At 71.5% G+C, this 18,372-nt stretch carries 15 protein-coding genes and 1 pseudogene; 6 read left to right on the top strand and 10 right to left on the bottom strand.

Annotated elements, in window-relative coordinates; all coding sequences use genetic code 11:
* Positions 1–6: 6 nt before the first annotated feature.
* Positions 7–1,311 (top strand): hypothetical protein, encoded by a 1,305-nt coding sequence (locus OG906_RS22100; RefSeq protein ID WP_329445156.1) that lies wholly within the window; start codon positions 7–9, stop codon positions 1,309–1,311.
* A gap of 215 nt (positions 1,312–1,526) precedes the next feature.
* Here the strand turns inward: OG906_RS22100 and OG906_RS22095 are convergent, their stop codons facing one another.
* The 8 genes and pseudogenes from OG906_RS22095 to iolC all read right to left on the bottom strand — a co-directional run bounded on the left by OG906_RS22095 (position 1,527) and on the right by iolC (position 8,717).
* Complete coding sequence (locus OG906_RS22095) at positions 1,527–1,748, bottom strand: hypothetical protein (protein ID WP_329445154.1); 222 nt, start codon at positions 1,746–1,748, stop codon at positions 1,527–1,529.
* Positions 1,749–1,813: 65 nt separating this feature from the next.
* Positions 1,814–2,607: pseudogene (locus tag OG906_RS22090) on the bottom strand (helix-turn-helix domain-containing protein).
* A 32-nt stretch (positions 2,608–2,639) separates the two neighbouring features.
* The gene (locus OG906_RS22085) at positions 2,640–3,161 is read right to left on the bottom strand and encodes a DUF6879 family protein (RefSeq protein ID WP_329445152.1); all 522 of its coding nucleotides are present in this window, start codon (positions 3,159–3,161) and stop codon (positions 2,640–2,642) included.
* The gene (locus OG906_RS22080; RefSeq protein WP_033222303.1) at positions 3,148–3,339 is read right to left on the bottom strand and encodes a hypothetical protein; all 192 of its coding nucleotides are present in this window, start codon (positions 3,337–3,339) and stop codon (positions 3,148–3,150) included. Before OG906_RS22080 ends, OG906_RS22085 begins: the two co-directional genes overlap by 14 nt.
* Before the next feature lie 174 nt (positions 3,340–3,513).
* Positions 3,514–5,013 (bottom strand): CoA-acylating methylmalonate-semialdehyde dehydrogenase, encoded by a 1,500-nt coding sequence (gene mmsA, locus OG906_RS22075; protein WP_267799354.1) that lies wholly within the window; start codon positions 5,011–5,013, stop codon positions 3,514–3,516.
* Positions 5,014–5,024: 11 nt separating this feature from the next.
* Positions 5,025–6,899, bottom strand: coding sequence for a 3D-(3,5/4)-trihydroxycyclohexane-1,2-dione acylhydrolase (decyclizing) (gene iolD, locus OG906_RS22070; RefSeq protein WP_329445147.1), 1,875 nt, complete (start codon positions 6,897–6,899; stop codon positions 5,025–5,027).
* 34 nt (positions 6,900–6,933) lie between these two features.
* Complete coding sequence (iolB, locus tag OG906_RS22065; RefSeq protein ID WP_329448092.1) at positions 6,934–7,785, bottom strand: 5-deoxy-glucuronate isomerase; 852 nt, start codon at positions 7,783–7,785, stop codon at positions 6,934–6,936.
* Between the two features lie 20 nt (positions 7,786–7,805).
* Entirely contained in the window at positions 7,806–8,717 is a 912-nt protein-coding gene (gene iolC / locus OG906_RS22060) for a 5-dehydro-2-deoxygluconokinase (protein ID WP_385636770.1), read from the bottom strand.
* Between the two features lie 120 nt (positions 8,718–8,837).
* Between iolC and OG906_RS22055 the strand changes: the two genes are divergently transcribed.
* From OG906_RS22055 to OG906_RS22035, 5 genes are all read left to right on the top strand, one after another.
* Entirely contained in the window at positions 8,838–9,752 is a 915-nt protein-coding gene (locus OG906_RS22055) for a sugar phosphate isomerase/epimerase family protein (protein ID WP_329445143.1), read from the top strand.
* A gap of 20 nt (positions 9,753–9,772) precedes the next feature.
* Positions 9,773–10,786, top strand: coding sequence for a Gfo/Idh/MocA family protein (locus OG906_RS22050; RefSeq protein WP_267799542.1), 1,014 nt, complete (start codon positions 9,773–9,775; stop codon positions 10,784–10,786).
* A 262-nt stretch (positions 10,787–11,048) separates the two neighbouring features.
* Positions 11,049–11,249: a helix-turn-helix transcriptional regulator gene (locus OG906_RS22045; RefSeq protein ID WP_267799541.1), complete on the top strand. Its 201-nt coding sequence runs from the start codon at positions 11,049–11,051 to the stop codon at positions 11,247–11,249.
* 130 nt (positions 11,250–11,379) lie between these two features.
* The gene (locus OG906_RS22040) at positions 11,380–11,613 is read left to right on the top strand and encodes a heavy-metal-associated domain-containing protein (protein WP_329445140.1); all 234 of its coding nucleotides are present in this window, start codon (positions 11,380–11,382) and stop codon (positions 11,611–11,613) included.
* Positions 11,614–11,702: 89 nt separating this feature from the next.
* Entirely contained in the window at positions 11,703–13,988 is a 2,286-nt protein-coding gene (locus tag OG906_RS22035) for a heavy metal translocating P-type ATPase (protein ID WP_329445139.1), read from the top strand.
* A gap of 390 nt (positions 13,989–14,378) precedes the next feature.
* Here OG906_RS22035 and OG906_RS22030 read toward each other — a convergent pair whose 3' ends face one another.
* The gene (locus tag OG906_RS22030) at positions 14,379–15,668 is read right to left on the bottom strand and encodes a citrate synthase (protein ID WP_031149943.1); all 1,290 of its coding nucleotides are present in this window, start codon (positions 15,666–15,668) and stop codon (positions 14,379–14,381) included.
* Between the two features lie 182 nt (positions 15,669–15,850).
* Complete coding sequence (recD2, locus tag OG906_RS22025) at positions 15,851–18,097, bottom strand: SF1B family DNA helicase RecD2 (RefSeq protein WP_329445137.1); 2,247 nt, start codon at positions 18,095–18,097, stop codon at positions 15,851–15,853.
* Between the last annotated feature and the right edge of the window lie 275 nt (positions 18,098–18,372).

Raw genomic sequence — 18,372 nt, 5'->3', positions numbered from 1 at the left:
CTTCCGATGGGACGAGAGCACAGCGAGCCCAGGCCCGAGGGGCCGTACGCGGACCACGCGCGGGCCGACCGCGTACGGGTCGACCCCGTGCGCGTCGGCCCGGTGCGGGCGACGCCCGCCCCCCGCATCACCGCCGTGGCGCACGAGGCCGGGGCCGCAGTGAAGGGCGCCGGTCTGCTGACCCGCGTCGAACGCGCCCTGGGCACGGGCACCGCCGTCTACCTCCCCGGCGACGGTTGGATCCGCCTCACCCTCCCGCTCCACGACGCCGGCCCGGCCCCGGTCACGGTCGAGGTGCTCGCGGACACCACACGGGTGCCGCACGGCATCGCGTACCTCCTGCCGGGCGGCGGCCTGAACTTCACCGCCGACTACTTCACCCCCGACGGCCACGCCGGCGGCGGCCTCGCCCACCACCTGCGCCGTCAGGGGCTGTTGGTCGTGGGCGTCACCCCGCGCGAGGATGCCGCCGGCGGCCCCGCCGACGTGGGCGCCGACCGGGGGCTCGCGGCGCACCGCCGCGACCTCGCCGGCGTCGTCGCCGCGCTGGACGCCGTACTGCGACTGCCCTACCAGTACGCCGGGCACTCCGCCGGGGGCGCCCTGGCACTCGACGCCGCCTCGCACGACCCCTCGCCGCGACTGCGCCGGGTCCTCGTCCTGGACACCACCGGCCCGTACACCGGGGACCCCGCGGCGCGGGCGGCGAGGACCCGGGACGAGTACGCGGACCTGGTCGCGGGCGGCACGTACGCGAGCGATCCCGGCCTGGCCGCCCTCGTCGCGCGGGCGGTCACCGACCCGCACTCCCCCTCCCCCGTCCCGTGGCCGCCGGATCCGGGCCTGCGCTTCACCAACGCCGGGCTGGCCCACTTCGCGCTGATCCGCACCGCCGACCTGCCCGGCGCGGCGAACTGGATCCACCGGCGGGGCCACGCGGCCGGCGAGTACGTCTTCGGCGCGACCCCCGCCGAGGACCGGTTCGCCCTCACCCACACCCCACTCGCCACCTGGCACGCGGCCACGGCCGCCCTGGGCAGCGGGCTGATCCCGACGGCCCTGCTGCGCGACCTCGCCGCGATCTGGGCGGGCGACGAGGCCACGTACCGGATCGCCTGGGACCGCATCCGGGCCGAGGTGGTGTGGGTCAACGCGCAGTGGGGGCGCGGCGACGAGTCGCGCGGCGCCGACCTGATCCGCGCGTGCGGCAACACCCGGGTCACGTTCACCACCGTCCCGGGCCACGGCCACGCCGACGTGGTCTGGAGCCCCACGGCCCCCACCGACGTCTGGCCCCTGCTCAGACCCTGACCGACGGTCGCCCCGGCCACCCTGCCGGGCCCGGCGGCGCACGCCGACGACCCCGGCCCGTGAGGGTGGGCCGGGGTCGTCGTTTCGGGCTCGTGGCGTGGGCCTTATGCCGCCCCACGCGGATTCGGGGAGGCCTAGGGAGGCCAGGGCCGCACGTATCGCCTCCGTGGCGTCGGTGGCCTTCGCCCGGCCATCCCGCCAGGTCTGCATCTCCATCAGGCGGCCACGACCTGCACGCTCGGGCACTTGTTGTGCCTGTAGCTGACGGCGGGCGCACCGGACGCACCGGACGCACGGTCAACGACAGCCCGGCGGACGGGTTCCAGCGGCCCGACCTCGCGCTTGCAGGCCGAGCACTCGTGTCCGGGCGCGAAGGTCAGGTACTCCCACACGCCCCGATCAAGCTTCGGGGCCTCTGCCGGTTTCGCCTTTGCCATGTCGCACCCCTCGCGGTCGCCGTCACTGCGTCGGCAGCAATATTGACCAGGGGAGGTGGGCGTTCCTAGCCCGTTTCCTGTTCCCTCAAGAATCCATCTCGCAGGCTCTCGACGAAGCTCCGCATTCCGTCGCCGGACAAGGCGATTTGCTCGAATCCTTCGAACTTCCGGACGTACATTTCGACGTCTCGCGGGTCCGTTACGACTATCTCGGCGTGGACGGTTTCGACGTCACCATCCGGTCGTCTCGGACGACAAAGGCGTGATGGGCGATGTCCGTCTGAGGGGCGGACAGCGGCACGACCCTGATGTCCACGTGAGCCATCCTGGACATCGAGACGATGCGGTCGAGCTGTGCGGCCATCATCTGCGGCGGGACGATCCGCCACCGAAGGACAGACTCGGTGATGACGAAGCGCATCTTCTTCGTGCTGTCGAACAGCACCGCCTGGCGTTCAAGCCTGCCGCTGATGGTGCGCGTGAGGGCGTCCTCGCTCAGGTCATGACGCTGAAGGATGGCGCGGATGTACTCGGGTGTCTGAAGCAGCCCGGGGACCAGGGCGGGCTGGAACAGCCGCAGGACGGCCATTTGAGCTTCTAGTGCCTTCGCCGCCTGCTGGCCCTTGTGAATGCCGGCTCGCTTGAGGAGCCGCCATGCGGTGGCCTCTGTGGTCGCTGCGCGGGCCGCTTCCGTGTACTCGGCCTTGATGGCGTGAGAGACGCCTACGGCGGTGAGGATGCGCTCCACGTCCGTGGCGCTAGGAAGGAGATTCGCGTTCTCAATTTTGGAGAGCTTGGACGGAGACATGAGGGCGCTACGGGCGACCGCTTTGGCTTCCTTGCCGGATGCCTCTCGCAGTGCCCGCAGCGCGGCCCCGAGCTGTGCCTTGTTCACTCGCCGTACTTGGCCCACCAGTCGGTGAACGGCTCCGCGTGGGCGAGTGCCGTTTCCCGGTAGGCGACGTAAGCGGCGGCTTCGTCCTGCGGCAGAACGTCGGCGCCGAGGTACGCCCCGGCGTCGTCGTACCGCATCACGGCCGTGTCCTTGGAGTCGAAGAGCCAGAAGTCCGGAACGGCGTCGAGCGGGTTCGGGGCGTCCGTCACGTCGAGGATGAAGAACTCTTCCCCGCCGGTCATGTTCGCCCGGTAGCCCCACCCTAGCTCGAAGCGGAGGTACTCCGTGAGGGGCCGCTTGAGGACGTGCACGCGGTACACCCGCTTGCCCTCGTGCGTGAGTCCTCGGAGTTCTTCGACCCATCCGGCGTTGTAGCCCTCAGGCCGCTCCTGTCCGGCCTGGAAGGCACGGTAGGCGTCAACGTTCCCGGAGCCGCTGTAGTCGTCCAGAGTCTCCAGGCGGAACGCCTCGTGCTGGAACCGCTCGAAGAGCTCGGCCAGGGTGCTAGATGAGGCCATCGGCAATGGCCTTCTTGATCAGCTCGACGGGGATTTCGACGAGGGTTTCGTGAGCGGGAATCTTGAGCCCGTGATCGTCGGGCGTCTCGCCCTGCACGAGGAACGTGCCCCTGTCGGTCGCATAGATCGTCGGGCAGTCCTTCACGTCACAGGTGCTGATCAACTTGGTCACCTTCATGGCTTCCGGTTCCCCTCTCCCGTTCGGCGTAGTGCCGCGTTCGATGCTCCCGACCCCGTGACCCCGGGGTCAAGCGATCACGATGGAGAGAACGGGAAACCGGCCCGGGACAGCAGGAACCCCCGGCCGGTGAGGGTTGGCCGGGGGTCTGCGGTTTGGGGCGCCTGTCAGGCGTCAGTGGTTGCGGGGGAAGCCCAGGTCGACGCCCGCCGGGGCGTCGGAGGGGTCCGGCCAGCGGGTGGTGACGACCTTGCCGCGGGTGTAGAAGTGGATGCCGTCGTTGCCGTAGATGTGGTGGTCCCCGAAGAGGGAGTCCTTCCAGCCGCCGAAGGAGTGGTAGCCCACCGGCACGGGGATCGGGACGTTCACGCCGACCATGCCCGCCTGGATCTCCAGTTGGAAGCGGCGGGCCGCGCCGCCGTCGCGGGTGAAGATCGCGGTGCCGTTGCCGAACGGCGAGGCGTTGATGAGGGCCACGCCCTCCTCGTAGGTCTCGGTGCGCAGCACGCACAGCACCGGGCCGAAGATCTCGTCGCGGTAGGCGTCGGAGTCGGTCTTGACGTTGTCGAGCAGGGAGAGGCCGATCCAGTGGCCGTTCTCGTTGCCCTCGACCGTGTAGCCGGTGCCGTCCAGGACCACGTCGGCGCCCTGCGCGGCCGCGCCCTTGACGTAGGAGGCGACCTTGTCGCGGTGGGCCGCGGTGATCAGCGGGCCCATCTCGGAGGTGGGGTCGTTGCCGGGGCCGATCTTGATCTTCTCGGCGCGCTCGCGGATCTTCTCCACCAGCGTGTCGGCGATCGCGCCGACGGCGACGACGGCGGAGATCGCCATGCAGCGTTCGCCGGCGGAGCCGTAGGCGGCGGAGACGGCCGCGTCGGCGGCGGCGTCGAGGTCGGCGTCGGGGAGGACCAGCATGTGGTTCTTGGCGCCGCCGAGGGCCTGGACGCGCTTGCCGTTGGCGGAGGCCGTGGTGTGGATGTGGCGGGCGATCGGCGTGGAGCCGACGAAGGACACGGCCGCGATGTCGGGGTGGGCGAGCAGCGCGTCGACGGCGACCTTGTCTCCGTGGACCACGTTGAGCACGCCCGCCGGCAGGCCGGCCTCGGTGGCCAGCTCGGCCAGCTTGTTGGAGGCCGAGGGGTCCTTCTCGCTGGGCTTGAGGATGAAGGTGTTGCCGCAGGCCACGGCCAGCGGGAACATCCACATCGGCACCATCGCCGGGAAGTTGAACGGGGTGATGCCGGCGACCACGCCGATCGGCTGGCGGATCGAGGAGACGTCCACCCGGTTCGACACCGACGTGGACAGTTCGCCCTTGAGCTGCGTGGTGATCCCGCAGGCCAGCTCGACGATCTCCAGGCCGCGGGCCACCTCGCCGAGCGCGTCCGAGTGCACCTTGCCGTGCTCGGCGGTGATCAGCTCGGCGATGGCGTCGCGGTTGGCGTCCAGGAGGGCGCGGTAGGCGAACAGCACCTTGGTCCGGGCGGCCAGCGAGGACTGGCCCCAGGACAGGAAGGCCTCCTTCGCGACGGCGACCGCCGCGTCGACCTCGGCGCTCGAAGCGAGCGCGACCTGCGTGGTGACCTCGCCGGTGGCGGGGTCGGTGACCGGGCCGTAGTTGCCCGACGCGCCCTCGACGGTCTTGCCACCGATCCAGTGGTTGACGGTCTTCATGCCTTGCTCCTTCACAGATGGCGACGTCGCTGCGCGGCTTGCCGGTCGTACTCTTCACGGGCCCGGGCCGCCGACGAACGGGTCGCGGTCTCGGCCACGGGAACATCCCACCACGCCTGTGCCGGGGGTGGGCCCGACACAGTGTCGGGTGTTCGGGTCTGCGCGTAGACACATGTGGGGCGGTCGGTCGCCCGTGCCTCCGCGAGAGCTTTTCGCAGGTCACCGATGGTGCGGGCGGAGATCACCACCATCCCGAGGGAGGCCGCGTTCAGCGCGAGGTCCACCGGCAGGGGTTCGCCGTCGTACGCGCCGTCCCGCCCCCGGAAGCGGTACGCGGTGCCGAAGCCCTCGCCGCCCACCGCCCGCGACAGGCCGCCGATCGAGGCGTACCCGTGGTTGTCGAGGATCACCACCTTGATCGGGATTCCCTCCTGCACCGCCGTGACGAGTTCGGTCGGGTTCATCAGGTACGTGCCGTCGCCGACCAGGGCCCAGACCGGGCGGCCGGGCGCCGCGAGCGCCACGCCGATCGCGGCCGGGATCTCGTAGCCCATGCAGGAGTAGCCGTACTCGACGTGGTACTGGTCGGCGGACCGGGGCCGCCAGAGTCGGTGCAGGTCGCCGGGGAGCGAGCCGGCGGCGTTGATCAGGATGTCGGAGGCGTCGACGAGGGAGTCGAGCAGGCCGAGCGCCTGGACCTGGGTCGGGACGGCGTCCTCGTCGGGGGTCTCCCACGCCCGGTCGACGAGCCGCTCCCACTGCCGGTTGCCGTCCTGGTACGCCGCCTCGTAGGCGGGGTCCACGCGGTGTCCGGCGACGGCGTCGCGGAGTTCCTCCAGGCCGGCGCGCGCGTCGCAGACCAGCGGCCGCGCGGCGAGTTTGTGGGCGTCGTACGGGTCGAGGTTCAGCCCGAGGAAGCGGACCCCGGGGTCGCGGAACAGGGTCGCGGAGGCGGTGGTGAAGTCGGTGAGCCGGGTTCCCGCGGCGATCACGAGGTCGGCTTCCCGGGCGAGGGCGTCGGCGGTGGCCGTCCCGGTGTGCCCGATGGCGCCCACGCCGGAGGGGTGGTCGTGGGCGAGGGAGCCCTTGCCGGCCTGGGTGACGGCGACGGGGATCCCGGTGGCGTCGGCGAACGCCGCGAGGGCCGCCCCGGCGGCGCTGTGCCGGATCCCGCCGCCGGCCACCAGCAGGGGGCGGGCGGAGCCGCGTACGGCCTCGGCGGCCTCGGCGAGTTCGTCCCGGTCGGGCCGGGGCCGGCGCACCCGCCACACCCGTTCGGCGAAGAACTCCTCGGGCCAGTCGTACGCCTCGGCCTGCACGTCCTGGGGCAGCGCGAGGGTCACGGCGCCGGTCTGGACGGGGTCGGTGAGCACCCGTACGGCCTGGAGGGCGGCGGGGATCAGGGCCTCGGGGCGGGCGATCCGGTCGAAGTGGCGGGACACGGGCCGCAGGGTGTCGTTGACGGAGACGTCCCCGGCCCAGGGCACCTCCAACTGCTGGAGCACGGGGTCGGCGGGTCGGGTGGCGAAGGTGTCGCCGGGCAGGAGGAGCACCGGGAGGCGGTTGACGGTGGCCAGGGCCGCCCCGGTGACGAGGTTGGTGGCGCCGGGCCCGATGGAGGTGGTCACGGCGTGGGTGGACAGGCGTCCGCTCTGGCGGGCGTAGCCGACGGCTGCGTGCACCATGGCCTGTTCGTTGCGGCCCTGGAAGAACGGCATCCGCTCGGGTCCGCTCTCCAGCAGGGCCTGCCCGATGCCGGCGACGTTCCCGTGCCCGAAGATTCCCCAGGTCGCGGCGATCAGTCGGCGGCGGTGGCCGTCCCGCTCGGTGTACTGGGCGGACAGGAACCTCAGCAGGGCCTGGGCGACGGTCAGCCTGACGGTCACGGGGCGTCCTCCCGTCGGTGGCGGGCGGACCCGGTCATACGGCGTCCTCCGCGCGGTGGAACGGCAGCCGGGGGTCGATGTCCCGGCCGGCCCAGGTGTCCCGGATCCAGCCGTGGTCGGGGTGGTCGCTGATCAGCCACTCCCTGGTCCGGTCGGGGCCGGCCATCACGTTCAGGTAGTACATGTCGTGCCCGGGCGCCGCGATGGACGGCCCGTGCCAGCCGTCGGGGATGAGCACGGCGTCTCCGGTCCTCACCTCGGTGAGGATGTCGGTCTTCCCGGCCGGCGAGGGGGAGACACGCTGGTAGCCGAGGCCGGGGACGCCGCGGTGCGGGGCGATCTCGAAGTAGTAGATCTCCTCCAGCCGGGACTCCTCGCCGGGGCGGTGCTCGTCGTGCTTGTGGGGCGGGTACGAGGACCAGTTCCCGCCGGGGGTGAGGACCTCGACGGCGATGAGCCGGTCGCAGTCGAAGACGTCGGCGGCGGCGAAGTTGTTGACCTGGCGGGAGCAGGCGCCGGCGCCCCGGAGTTCCACGGGGACCTCGCGGGCGGCCCCGTACCGGGCGGGCAGCGTCCTCTCGCAGCGCGCCCCGACGAGGGCGAAGCGGCCCCCGTCGGCGGATTCGATCGAGGCGTGGCCGTCGCGGGGCAGGTACGCGAAGTCGGTGACCGCGCGGAACACGCTCGCGCGGCCGCGCAGTGCGAAGACCTGCTCGGGGGCCCGGCCGGGGGCCCGGTCCGGCGCGGCGCCGGCGCCCGCGGGCTCGGCGCACCGCACCACGCACCCTCCCTCCAGCGGGAGGACGATCCACTCGTGGTCCCCGCACGCGTGCGGGTGCGTCTCGCCCGGAGCGAGTTCCACCACCCGCAGCGCGGTCAGCGTCATGTCGTGCGACACGGTCACCGTCACGATCCCAGCACCTCCTCGACCTCTTCGGCGTACGGCATCGCCGTGGAGCAGGCCAGCCGCGAGGCCACGATCGCCCCGGCCGCGTTGGCGTACCGCAGCGTCCGTTCCAGCTTCCACCCGGCGAGCAGCCCGTGGCACAGCGCGCCGCCGAACGCGTCGCCCGCGCCGAGGCCGTTCACCACCTCCACGGCGACCGGCGGCAGTTCGACGGCCGTCCCGTCCCGGTGGACGGCCAGGACGCCGGCGGGGCCGCGCTTGACGACGGCCAGTTCCACGCCGGCCGCCAGCAGCGCCCGGGCGGCCGCGTACGGCTCGCTCTCGCCGGTGGCGATCTCGCACTCCGCGGTGTTCCCGACGGCCACCGTCGCCCGCGCCAGGGCGCGTTCGTACCAGGGCCCCGGTTCCCCCTCCCACAGCATCGGCCGCCAGTCCAGGTCGAAGACGGTGGTCCCGGACTTCGAGCGGGCCTCCAGCGCCGCGAGGGTCGCGCTCCGGCTCGGCTCCGCGCTCAGGCCCGTCCCCGTCATCCAGAACACCCGGGCCGCGCGTACGGCCGCCAGGTCCACCTCGTCGGGTGCGATCTCCAGGTCGGGGGCCTTGGGGAGCCGGTAGAAGTAGAGCGGGAAGTGGTCGGGCGGGAAGATCTCGCAGAAGGTGACGGGCGTCGGGTAGGCGGCCACCTCGGTCGCCCAGCGGTCGTCCACGCCGAACCCCCGCAGCTCGGCCCGCAGGTACGCCCCGAAGGGGTCCGCGCCGGTGCGGGTGATCACCGCCACCCGGCGCCCCAACCGGGCCGCCGCCACGGCGACGTTGCTCGGGGAGCCGCCGAGGAACTTGCCGAAGGCCTCGACCTCGGCGAGCGGTACCCCCGTTCTCAGCGGGTAGAGATCCACCCCGATCCGGCCCATCGTGATCAGGTCGAACACGGACCCCTCCGCGGCGTTCACCGGCACGTCCGTCACGTCTCCTCTTTCCCCCGAACCTCTTCTTCCCCGTCCCGTCGAGCCTCGCACCCTAAGGTGGCCGCCATGACGTCCTCCCCGCCCACGTTGACCCGTATCCGTGTCGGTTCGGCTCCGGACTCCTGGGGTGTCTGGTTCCCCGAGGATCCCCGGCAGACTCCCTGGCACCGCTTCCTCGACGAGGTCGCGGACGCCGGGTACGAGTGGATCGAGCTGGGCCCGTACGGTTACCTGCCCACCGATCCCGTCCGTCTCGCCGACGAGACCGCCAGGCGCGGCCTGCGGGTGTCCGCGGGCACCGTCTTCACCGGACTCCATCACGGCCCCGCCGTCTGGGAGGAGACCTGGGAGCACGTGTCGCGGATCGCGGCGCTCACCCGGGCCATGGGCGCGGCCCATCTCGTCGTCATCCCCTCGTTCTGGCGTGACGACAAGACCGGCGAGGTGCTGGAGGACCGCACGCTGACGCCCGCCCAATGGCGTGATCTGGCCGCTCAGACGGAGCGGCTGGGGCGGGAGGTCCAGGACCGCCACGGGTTGCGGATCGTCGTCCACCCGCACGCCGACACGCACATCGACACCCCGGAGAACGTCGCCCGGTTCCTCGACGCGACGGACCCCGCGCTGGTCTCCCTGTGCCTGGACACGGGGCACTACGCGTACTGCGGCGGGGACAGCGTCCGGGCGGTGGAGACCTTCGGGGAGCGGATCGGCTACCTGCACCTGAAGCAGGTGGACCCGGCGGTCCTCGCCGAGGTCGTGGCGCAGGGGCTGCCCTTCGGGCCGGCGGTCGCCCGCGGGGTGATGTGTGAGCCGCCGTCGGGGGTGCCCGCGCTGGAGCCGGTGCTGGCGGCCGCGCAGGCGCTCGGCGTGGACCTGTTCGCGATCGTCGAGCAGGACATGTACCCGTGTTCGCCGGACCGGCCGCTGCCGATCGCCCGCCGGACCCGTTCCCACCTGCGCTCCTGTGGCGCGCGCTGACCTTCGAGAGGACGTGTGACATGACCGACTCGCTCGGCATCGCCGTGATCGGCACCGGGAGGATGGGCGCCGACCACGTCCGTCGCATCGGCCGGACGGTCGGTGGCGCCCGTGTGGTGGCGGTGGCGGACCCGGACGGCGATCGCGTCAAGGAGGTCGCGGGCGGCCTGGTCGGCGCGAGCGCGCACACCGACCCGGAGGCGGCGATCGCCGCGCCCGGGGTGGACGCCGTGCTGATCGCCTCCCCCGGTCCGGCGCACGAGGAGGCGATCCTGCACGCCCTGCGGCGGGGGTTGCCGGTGCTCTGCGAGAAGCCGCTGACCCCCGATCCGGCGGGCGCGCTGCGGATCATGGAGGCGGAGCAGCGGTTGGGCCGCAGGCTGGTCCAGGTCGGTTTCATGCGGCGGCACGACGCCGAGTACGAGCGTCTGAAGGAGCTGCTGGACGCGGGCGGGATCGGGCGGCCGCTGTTCCTGCACTGCCGGCACCGCAACGCCGCCTCGCCGTCCTTCTTCACCAGCGACATGCTGATCACCGATTCCGTGGTGCACGAGGTGGACGCGGCCCGCTGGCTGCTGGGGCAGGAGGTCACGGCGGTGACCGTACTGTCGCCCACCCCGTCGGCGGCCGCCCCGTCCGGGCTGAGCGACCCGCGTCTGGTGCTGTTGGAGACGTCCGGCGGCGCGATCGTGGACGTGGAGATCTTCGTCAACTGCGGGTTCGGCTACCAGGTCCGGTGCGAGGCGGTCGGCGAGTCCGGCAGTGCCCGGATCGGTGACGGCCACGCGATGGTCGTCGAGTCGGCCGGCCGGTGGGGCGGGGAGATCACCCAGGACTTCACCACCCGGTTCGCCGACGCGTACGACCGTCAGTTGCGGCGGTGGGTGGCCGCGGCAGCGCGGGGCGGGGTGGCCGGGCCCGACGCGTGGGACGGGTACGCGGCCGCCGAGGTGTCCCGGGCGGGGCTCGCCGCGGCGCGCGGCGGGGTGCGGACGCCGGTGGAGCTGGTGGAGCGGCCCCCGCTGTACCGCTGACCGCCGTACGGCCGGCCGCCGTACCCCCGACCGGTCATTTCATCCCACTCGACCCCTGTGCCGCATCTGTCACGGGGGTCGCCCTTGTGTCACACATATCCGCATTACGCGGGTTTTCCGTCACAGGGGCGCGACAGCCCCTCCCCCACGCTCACTCGGCGTCGTTCTTCGGGCACAACCCGAGTGATCGTCACTGTCCACGCGCCGGCTCCCCCGACGGCCTCCCGGCCGGCCCCGCGGCGTGGACAAGGAGGTGTTGTCGATGAGCGACCGACAGCTGTGGTCGTACAAGGAGATCGCCGCGCACATCCGGGTCCAGCCGGACACCGTGCGCTCCTACCGCAAGCACGGACTGCTCCCGGCCCCGGACCACGTGGAGGGAGGCAAGCCCTATTGGTACGCCGACACCATCCGCACCTGGGTGAGCCGGCGCCCCGGCAACCGGGGGCGGCGCGACGATTGAAACGGTCGACGGAGGCCGAGAACACTCGCGTCAATACCCCCTAGGGGTATAGTCTCGAAGTGACGGGAGCACGGTGGAGTACACGCCGCCGCTTCCGGCGACCGCACACGCCCCCGAAGAGGAGAACGACATGAGCGCCGAGACGGACACCCAGACCACCACCGTCTACCGGGTGACCGGCATGACCTGCGGGCACTGCGAGGGCGCGGTGACCGGCGAGCTCACCGCCCTGCCGGGCGTGACCTCGGTCAAGGCCGTCGCCGCCACCGGCGAGGTCACGGTGATCTCGACCGCCCCCCTCGACGAGGACGTCGTGCGCGCCGCCGTGGACGAGGCCGGCTACGAGCTCGCCGGCCAGGCCTGAGCCCCACACCCCCTCGGCAACACCCGCCGGGTCGTACCGGCCGACTCATACCGGACCCGTACGACCCGGCCCTCCCCCCGGAGCCGGACATGAGCGGCAGCACAGTGCACGACGGACCCGCGACAGCGGCCGACACCACCGAGACCGAACTGACCATCGGCGGCATGACCTGCGCCTCCTGCGCCGCCCGCATCGAGAAGAAGCTGAACCGGATGGACGGGGTCACCGCCACGGTGAACTACGCCACCGAGAAGGCGAAGGTCTCGTACGCGGGTGACGTGCGGGTGGCCGACCTGATCGCGACGGTGGTCAGGACCGGGTACACCGCCGAGGAGCCCCCGCCCCCGGAGCCGGCCCCGACGGCCGCCCCGACGGCGACGGAGTCCGACGCGCGGCCGGCGCCCGACCCCGAGCTGTCGGCCCTGCGCCAACGGCTCCTGGTCTCCGTCGCCCTGTCCCTGCCCGTCGTGCTGCTCGCCATGGTCCCCGCGCTCCAGTTCGACAACTGGCAGTGGCTCTCGCTCACCCTGGCCGCCCCCGTGGTCGTGTGGGGTGCCTTCCCCTTCCACCAGGCCGCCTGGACCAACGCCCGGCACGGTGCGGCCACCATGGACACCCTGGTCTCGGTCGGCACCCTGGCCGCGTTCGCCTGGTCGCTGTGGGCCCTGTTCTTCGGGCACGCGGGCATGCCCGGGATGCGCCACGGCTTCGACGTCACCATCTCGCGCACGGAGGGCTCCTCCGCCATCTATCTGGAGGTCGCCGCCGGGGTCGTCTCCTTCATCCTCCTCGGCCGCTACCTGGAGGCCCGCTCGAAGCGGAAGGCCGGCGCCGCCCTGCGGGCCCTGCTCGAACTCGGCGCCAAGGACGTGGCCGTGCTCCGCGGGGGCACCGAGGTGCGGATCCCGGTGGGCGCGCTCGCGGTGGGCGACCGGTTCGTGGTCCGGCCCGGCGAGAAGATCGCCACCGACGGCACCGTCGTCGAGGGCGCGTCCGCCGTGGACGCGTCGATGCTGACCGGCGAGTCGGTGCCCGTGGACGTCGGCGTCGGCGACGCCGTCACCGGCGCCACCGTCAACACCTCCGGGCGCCTGGTCGTGGAGGCCGGACGGATCGGCTCCGACACCCAGCTGGCCCGGATGGCGCGGCTGGTCGAGGACGCCCAGAACGGCAAGGCCGAGGTGCAGCGGCTGGCCGACCGGGTCTCCGGGATCTTCGTACCGGTCGTCCTGCTGCTCGCCCTGGGCACCTGGGTGACCTGGCTGCTCGTCACCGACGACCCGACGGCCGCCTTCGGCGCCGCCGTGGCCGTCCTGATCATCGCCTGCCCGTGCGCGCTCGGCCTGGCCACCCCGACCGCCCTGATGGTCGGCACCGGGCGGGGAGCCCAACTCGGCATCCTGATCAAGGGCCCCGAGGTGCTGGAGTCCACCCGCCGGGTGGACACCGTCGTCCTCGACAAGACCGGCACGGTCACCACCGGCCGGATGACCCTGTCCGGCGTGCACGCCGCCGAGGGCACCACCGAGCAGGAACTGCTGCGCCTGGCGGGTTCGTTGGAGCACGCCTCCGAGCACCCGATCGCCCGCGCCCTGGCCGACGGCGCGGCGCGCCGGGTCGGTGCCCTGCCGGTCCCGGAGGGTTTCGAGAACCTGGCGGGGCTCGGCGTGCGGGGCGTGGTGGACGGGCACGCCGTACTGGTGGGCCGGGAGCGGCTGCTGACGGAGCAGGGGATCACCCTGCCGGAGTCGCTGGTCGGGGCCAGGGCCGCGGCCGAGGCCGCGGGCGGCACGGCGGTGCTGGTGGCCTGGGACGGGGCGGCGCGCGGGGTGTTGACCGTGGCCGACGCCGTGAAGGACACCAGCGCCGAGGCGGTGGCCCGGCTGCGCGCGCTCGGTCTCACGCCGATCCTGCTGACCGGCGACAACAAGGCCGTGGCCGAGGCCGTGGCGGCAGAGGTGGGCATCGACGAGGTGATCGCCGAGGTGCTCCCGCAGGACAAGGTGGACGTGGTCCGGCGCCTTCAGGAGCAGGGCCGTACGGTCGCCATGGTGGGCGACGGGGTCAACGACGCCGCCGCGCTCGCCCGGGCCGACCTGGGGCTGGCGATGGGCACCGGCACCGACGCGGCCATCGAGGCGAGCGACCTGACGCTCGTACGGGGCGATCTGCGGGTGGCGGCGGACGCGATCCGGCTGTCGCGCAGGACCCTGGCCACCATCAAGGGCAACCTGTTCTGGGCCTTCGGGTACAACGTGGCGGCGCTGCCGCTGGCGGCGGCCGGCCTGCTCAACCCCATGATCGCCGGAGCAGCGATGGCCTTCTCTTCGGTGTTCGTGGTGACCAACAGCCTCCGGTTGCGGTCGTTCCGATAGGGGATCCCCTTCGCACCGTGCGCACATCTTCTTCACGGGAGACGCAGATCACAGTGATTCGAACGTAACCATCGGGCGGTTGCACGGGTCTAATGGGGCGATGCCAGGAACGTCTTGGGGGACGTTCGCGGGAGGTCTTGGGGGACGTCCCGAGGCATCAGCCGGCCGGGACGCGTGCTCAACGGGGAGCTTTGAGCGGCCCTCCCGACCCGTACGGGTCCCGGCAAAGCCCCATTGGAGTGCCCCGACTCGGCACTCCTCGCCGACACCTCGGCTCGGGTCCCGTGGGGGGAATCCGTTCCGGGGAAAGGAAAGCGCCCCGACCGTCGACCCGTGGGGGGATCGACGGCGGGGCGCTTTTCGTACGTTCGCGCGGCTCTTGACCTCGGGTCAGCGGGCCTCGACCGGAACGAAGTCGCGCAGGACCTCGCCGGTGTAGATCTGGCGCGGACGGCCGATGCGGGAGCCGGGCTCCTTGATCATCTCGTGCCACTGGGCGATCCAGCCGGGAAGGCGGCCGATCGCGAAGAGCACGGTGAACATCTCGGTCGGGAAGCCCATGGCCCGGTAGATCAGGCCGGTGTAGAAGTCCACGTTCGGGTAGAGGTTGCGCTCGACGAAGTACTCGTCGGCCAGCGCGTGCTCTTCCAGCTTGAGCGCGATGTCGAGCAGCTCGTCGCTCTTGCCGAGCGCCGAGAGGACATCGTGGGCCGCCGCCTTGATGATCTTCGCCCGGGGGTCGAAGCTCTTGTAGACGCGGTGCCCGAAGCCCATGAGGCGGACGCCGTCTTCCTTGTTCTTCACCTTGCGGATGAAGGCGTCGACGTCGCCGCCGTCGTTCTTGATGCCTTCCAGCATCTCCAGAACGGACTGGTTGGCGCCACCGTGCAGCGGACCCCACAGGGCCGAGATGCCGGCGGAGATCGAGGCGAACATGTTCGCCTGCGAGGAGCCGACCAGACGCACGGTGGAGGTCGAACAGTTCTGCTCGTGGTCCGCGTGCAGGATCAGCAGCTTGTCGAGCGCCGACACCACGACCGGGTCCAGGTCGTACTCCTGGGCCGGCACGGAGAAGGTCATGCGCAGGAAGTTCTCGACGTAGCCGAGGTCGTTGCGCGGGTAGACCACGGGGTGGCCGACCGACTTCTTGTACGCGTACGCGGCGATCGTCGGGAGCTTGGCCAGCAGCCGGATCGTCGAGAGGTGGCGCTGCTTCTCGTCGAACGGGTTGTGGCTGTCCTGGTAGAACGTCGACAGCGCGCTGACCACGGAGGACAGCATCGCCATCGGGTGCGCGTCACGCGGGAAGCCGTCGTAGAACCGCTTGACGTCCTCGTGCAGCAGCGTGTGCTGGGTGATCTCGTTGCGGAACGACGCGAGCTGGTCGACGGTCGGCAGCTCCCCGTTGATCAGCAGGTACGCGACCTCGATGAAGGTCGAACGCTCGGCCAGCTGCTCGATCGGGTAGCCGCGATAACGCAGGATTCCCTGCTCGCCGTCGAGGTAGGTAATCGCGGACTTGTAGGCGGCGGTGTTGCCGTAGCCACTGTCCAAGGTGACGAGCCCGGTCTGGGCCCGCAGCTTCGAGATGTCGAAGCCCTGGTCACCGACGGTGCTCTCGACCACCGGGTAGGTGTATTCACCGTCCGCGTACCGGAGTACTACAGAGTTGTCGCTCACGTCATCCCTCACCGACGTAGTGCCTCTTCTTCGAGGTGCCCTGACTGCCTCTACCTTCCCCCATTTGGCGCAGGAGAGTGCACTCGGGGTCGGCCTTTGGTGGCTTTGACGGCACTGAGTGCCGCCAACCTGCTCATCCTGCCCGCTCCGGACTGTGGCGGGAACCCCAAATGATCGATCATTTAGGTGATGTTTCCCACCGGTATCCGGCCGGACAGTCTGGGTGCCACCGCCGTGTACCTCCTGCCTGCGGAAACCGTACGCACCGCCTGGCCGAGGGCCTTCCGTGACCCGACCAGGACGACCAGTTTCTTCGCCCTGGTCACCGCCGTGTAGAGCAGATTGCGCTGGAGCATCATCCAGGCCCCGGTGGTGACGGGGATCACGACGGCCGGATATTCACTCCCCTGGGAGCGGTGGATGGTGACGGCGTACGCGTGGGCCAGTTCGTCCAGCTCGGAGAACTCGTAGCCGACCTCCTCGTCCTCCTCCGTGCGCACCGTCAGTTTCTGTTCGTCCAGGTCGAGGGCGGTGACCACGCCGACCGTGCCGTTGAAGACACCGTTGGCGCCCTTCTCGTAGTTGTTCCGGATCTGGGTGACCTTGTCACCCACCCGGAAGACCCGGCCGCCGAACCTCTTCTCGGGCAGGTTCGGGCGGGCGGGCGTGATGGCCTGTTGCAGCAGGGCGTTGAGGTTCCCGGCGCCGGCCGGGCCCCGGTGCATGGGTGCGAGGACCTGGATGTCCCGGCGCGGGTCGAGGCCGAATCTGGCCGGAATTCGACGTGCGGCGACGTCCACGGTGAGCCGGCCCGCCTCCTCGGTGTCCTCCTCCGGGAAGAGGAAGAAGTCCGTCAGGCCGTCGGTGAGGGGCGGTACGCCGGTGTTGATGCGGTGCGCGTTGGTGACGACGCCCGACTGCTGCGCCTGCCGGAAGATCCGGGTCAGCCGTACGGCGGGCACCGGCCCGCCCTCGGCGAGCAGGTCCCGGAGCACTTCCCCGGCGCCGACCGAGGGGAGCTGGTCCACGTCTCCGACGAGCAGCAGGTGCGCGCCGGGAGCGACGGCCTTGACCAGTTTGTTGGCGAGCAGCAGGTCCAGCATCGAGGCCTCGTCCACCACGACGAGATCGGCGTCCAGCGGGCGCTCCCGGTCGTACGCGGCGTCCCCGCCGGGTTTCAGCTCCAGCAGCCGGTGCACGGTGGAGGCCTCGGCCCCGGTGAGTTCCGAGAGGCGTTTCGCGGCGCGGCCGGTGGGCGCGGCGAGCAGCACCTTGGCCTTCTTCGCGCGGGCCAGTTCCACGATCGACCGGACGGTGAAGGACTTGCCGCAGCCGGGGCCGCCGGTGAGGACGGCGACCCGGCGGGTGAGGGCGAGTTGGACCGCCTCGCGCTGTTCGGGGGCGAGCTTGGCCCCGGTGCGGCCCGCCAGCCAGTCCAGGGCCTTCTCCCAGTCCACGTCCCGGAAGCCCGGCATCCGGTCCTCCTCGGCGTGCAGGAGCCGGCGGACCTGGCCGACCAGCGACAGTTCGGCCCGGTGGAAGGGGACCAGGTAGACCGCGGTGAGGGGCGGACCGCCCTGGGGGTCGGGCACGGGTTCGCGGACCACGCCCTCGGGGTCGGCGGCCAGTTCGGCAAGGCAGTCGATGACCAGCCCGGTGTCCACCTGGAGGAGTTTGACCCCGTCGGCGATCAGTCGTTCCTCGGGGAGGAAGCAGTGGCCCTGGTCGGTGGACTGGGACAGGGCGTACTGGAGCCCGGCCTTGACCCGTTCGGGGCTGTCGTGCGGGATCCCGACGGCCTGGGCGATGCGGTCGGCGGTCAGGAAGCCGATGCCCCAGACGTCGGCGGCGAGCCGGTAGGGCTGGTTGCGCACCACGGAGATGGAGGCGTCGCCGTACTTCTTGTAGATGCGCACCGCGATGGAGGTGGAGACGCCGACTCCCTGGAGGAAGACCATGACCTCCTTGATGGCCTTCTGCTCCTCCCAGGCGGCGCCGATCAGCTTCGTCCGCTTGGGGCCGAGCCCGGGGACCTCGATCAGCCGTTTGGGCGCTTCCTCGATGACGTCCAGGGTGTCGAGGCCGAAGTGCTCCACGATCCGGTCGGCGATCTTCGGCCCGATGCCCTTGATGAGGCCGGACCCGAGGTAGCGCCGGATGCCCTGGATGGTCGCGGGAAGGATGGTGGAGTAGTTCTCGACGCTGAACTGCCTGCCGTACTGGGGGTGGGAGCCCCAGCGGCCCTCCATGCGCAGGGATTCGCCGGGCTGCGCCCCGAGGAGCGATCCGACGACGGTGAGGAGGTCGCCGGCACCGCGTCCGGTGTCGACGCGGGCGACGGTGTAGCCGCTCTCCTCGTTGGCGTAGGTGATGCGCTCCAGCACCCCCTCGACCACTGCCGGTTGCACCGCTCCGTTGGTGGTAGTCATGCCCGAAAGCTACCGGGCGCCACCGACGGCGCGGCGGGGCTGTGGAGAACCGGGAGCCGGGCGACCAGAAGGGGGTCCGGCCTTCCGGCCGGACCCCCTCACGGTTACCCCTCCCCCGTCGGACTTCCCGATCCCCCCGGATCCCCTCCCGGAAGTGCCGACGCAACCTACGACCCACCACACGGGCCGGGGGTTGCACGGGGATCCACGTCTTTACCTCTCCATTACCCGAGCCGTACGCGAGTGCGATCCGAGATGCCACCCAATCACCTCAG

This window comes from Streptomyces sp. NBC_01426 (assembly GCF_036231985.1).
Classification (GTDB): domain Bacteria; phylum Actinomycetota; class Actinomycetes; order Streptomycetales; family Streptomycetaceae; genus Streptomyces.
This window is presented reverse-complemented; position numbering and strand designations above follow the sequence as displayed.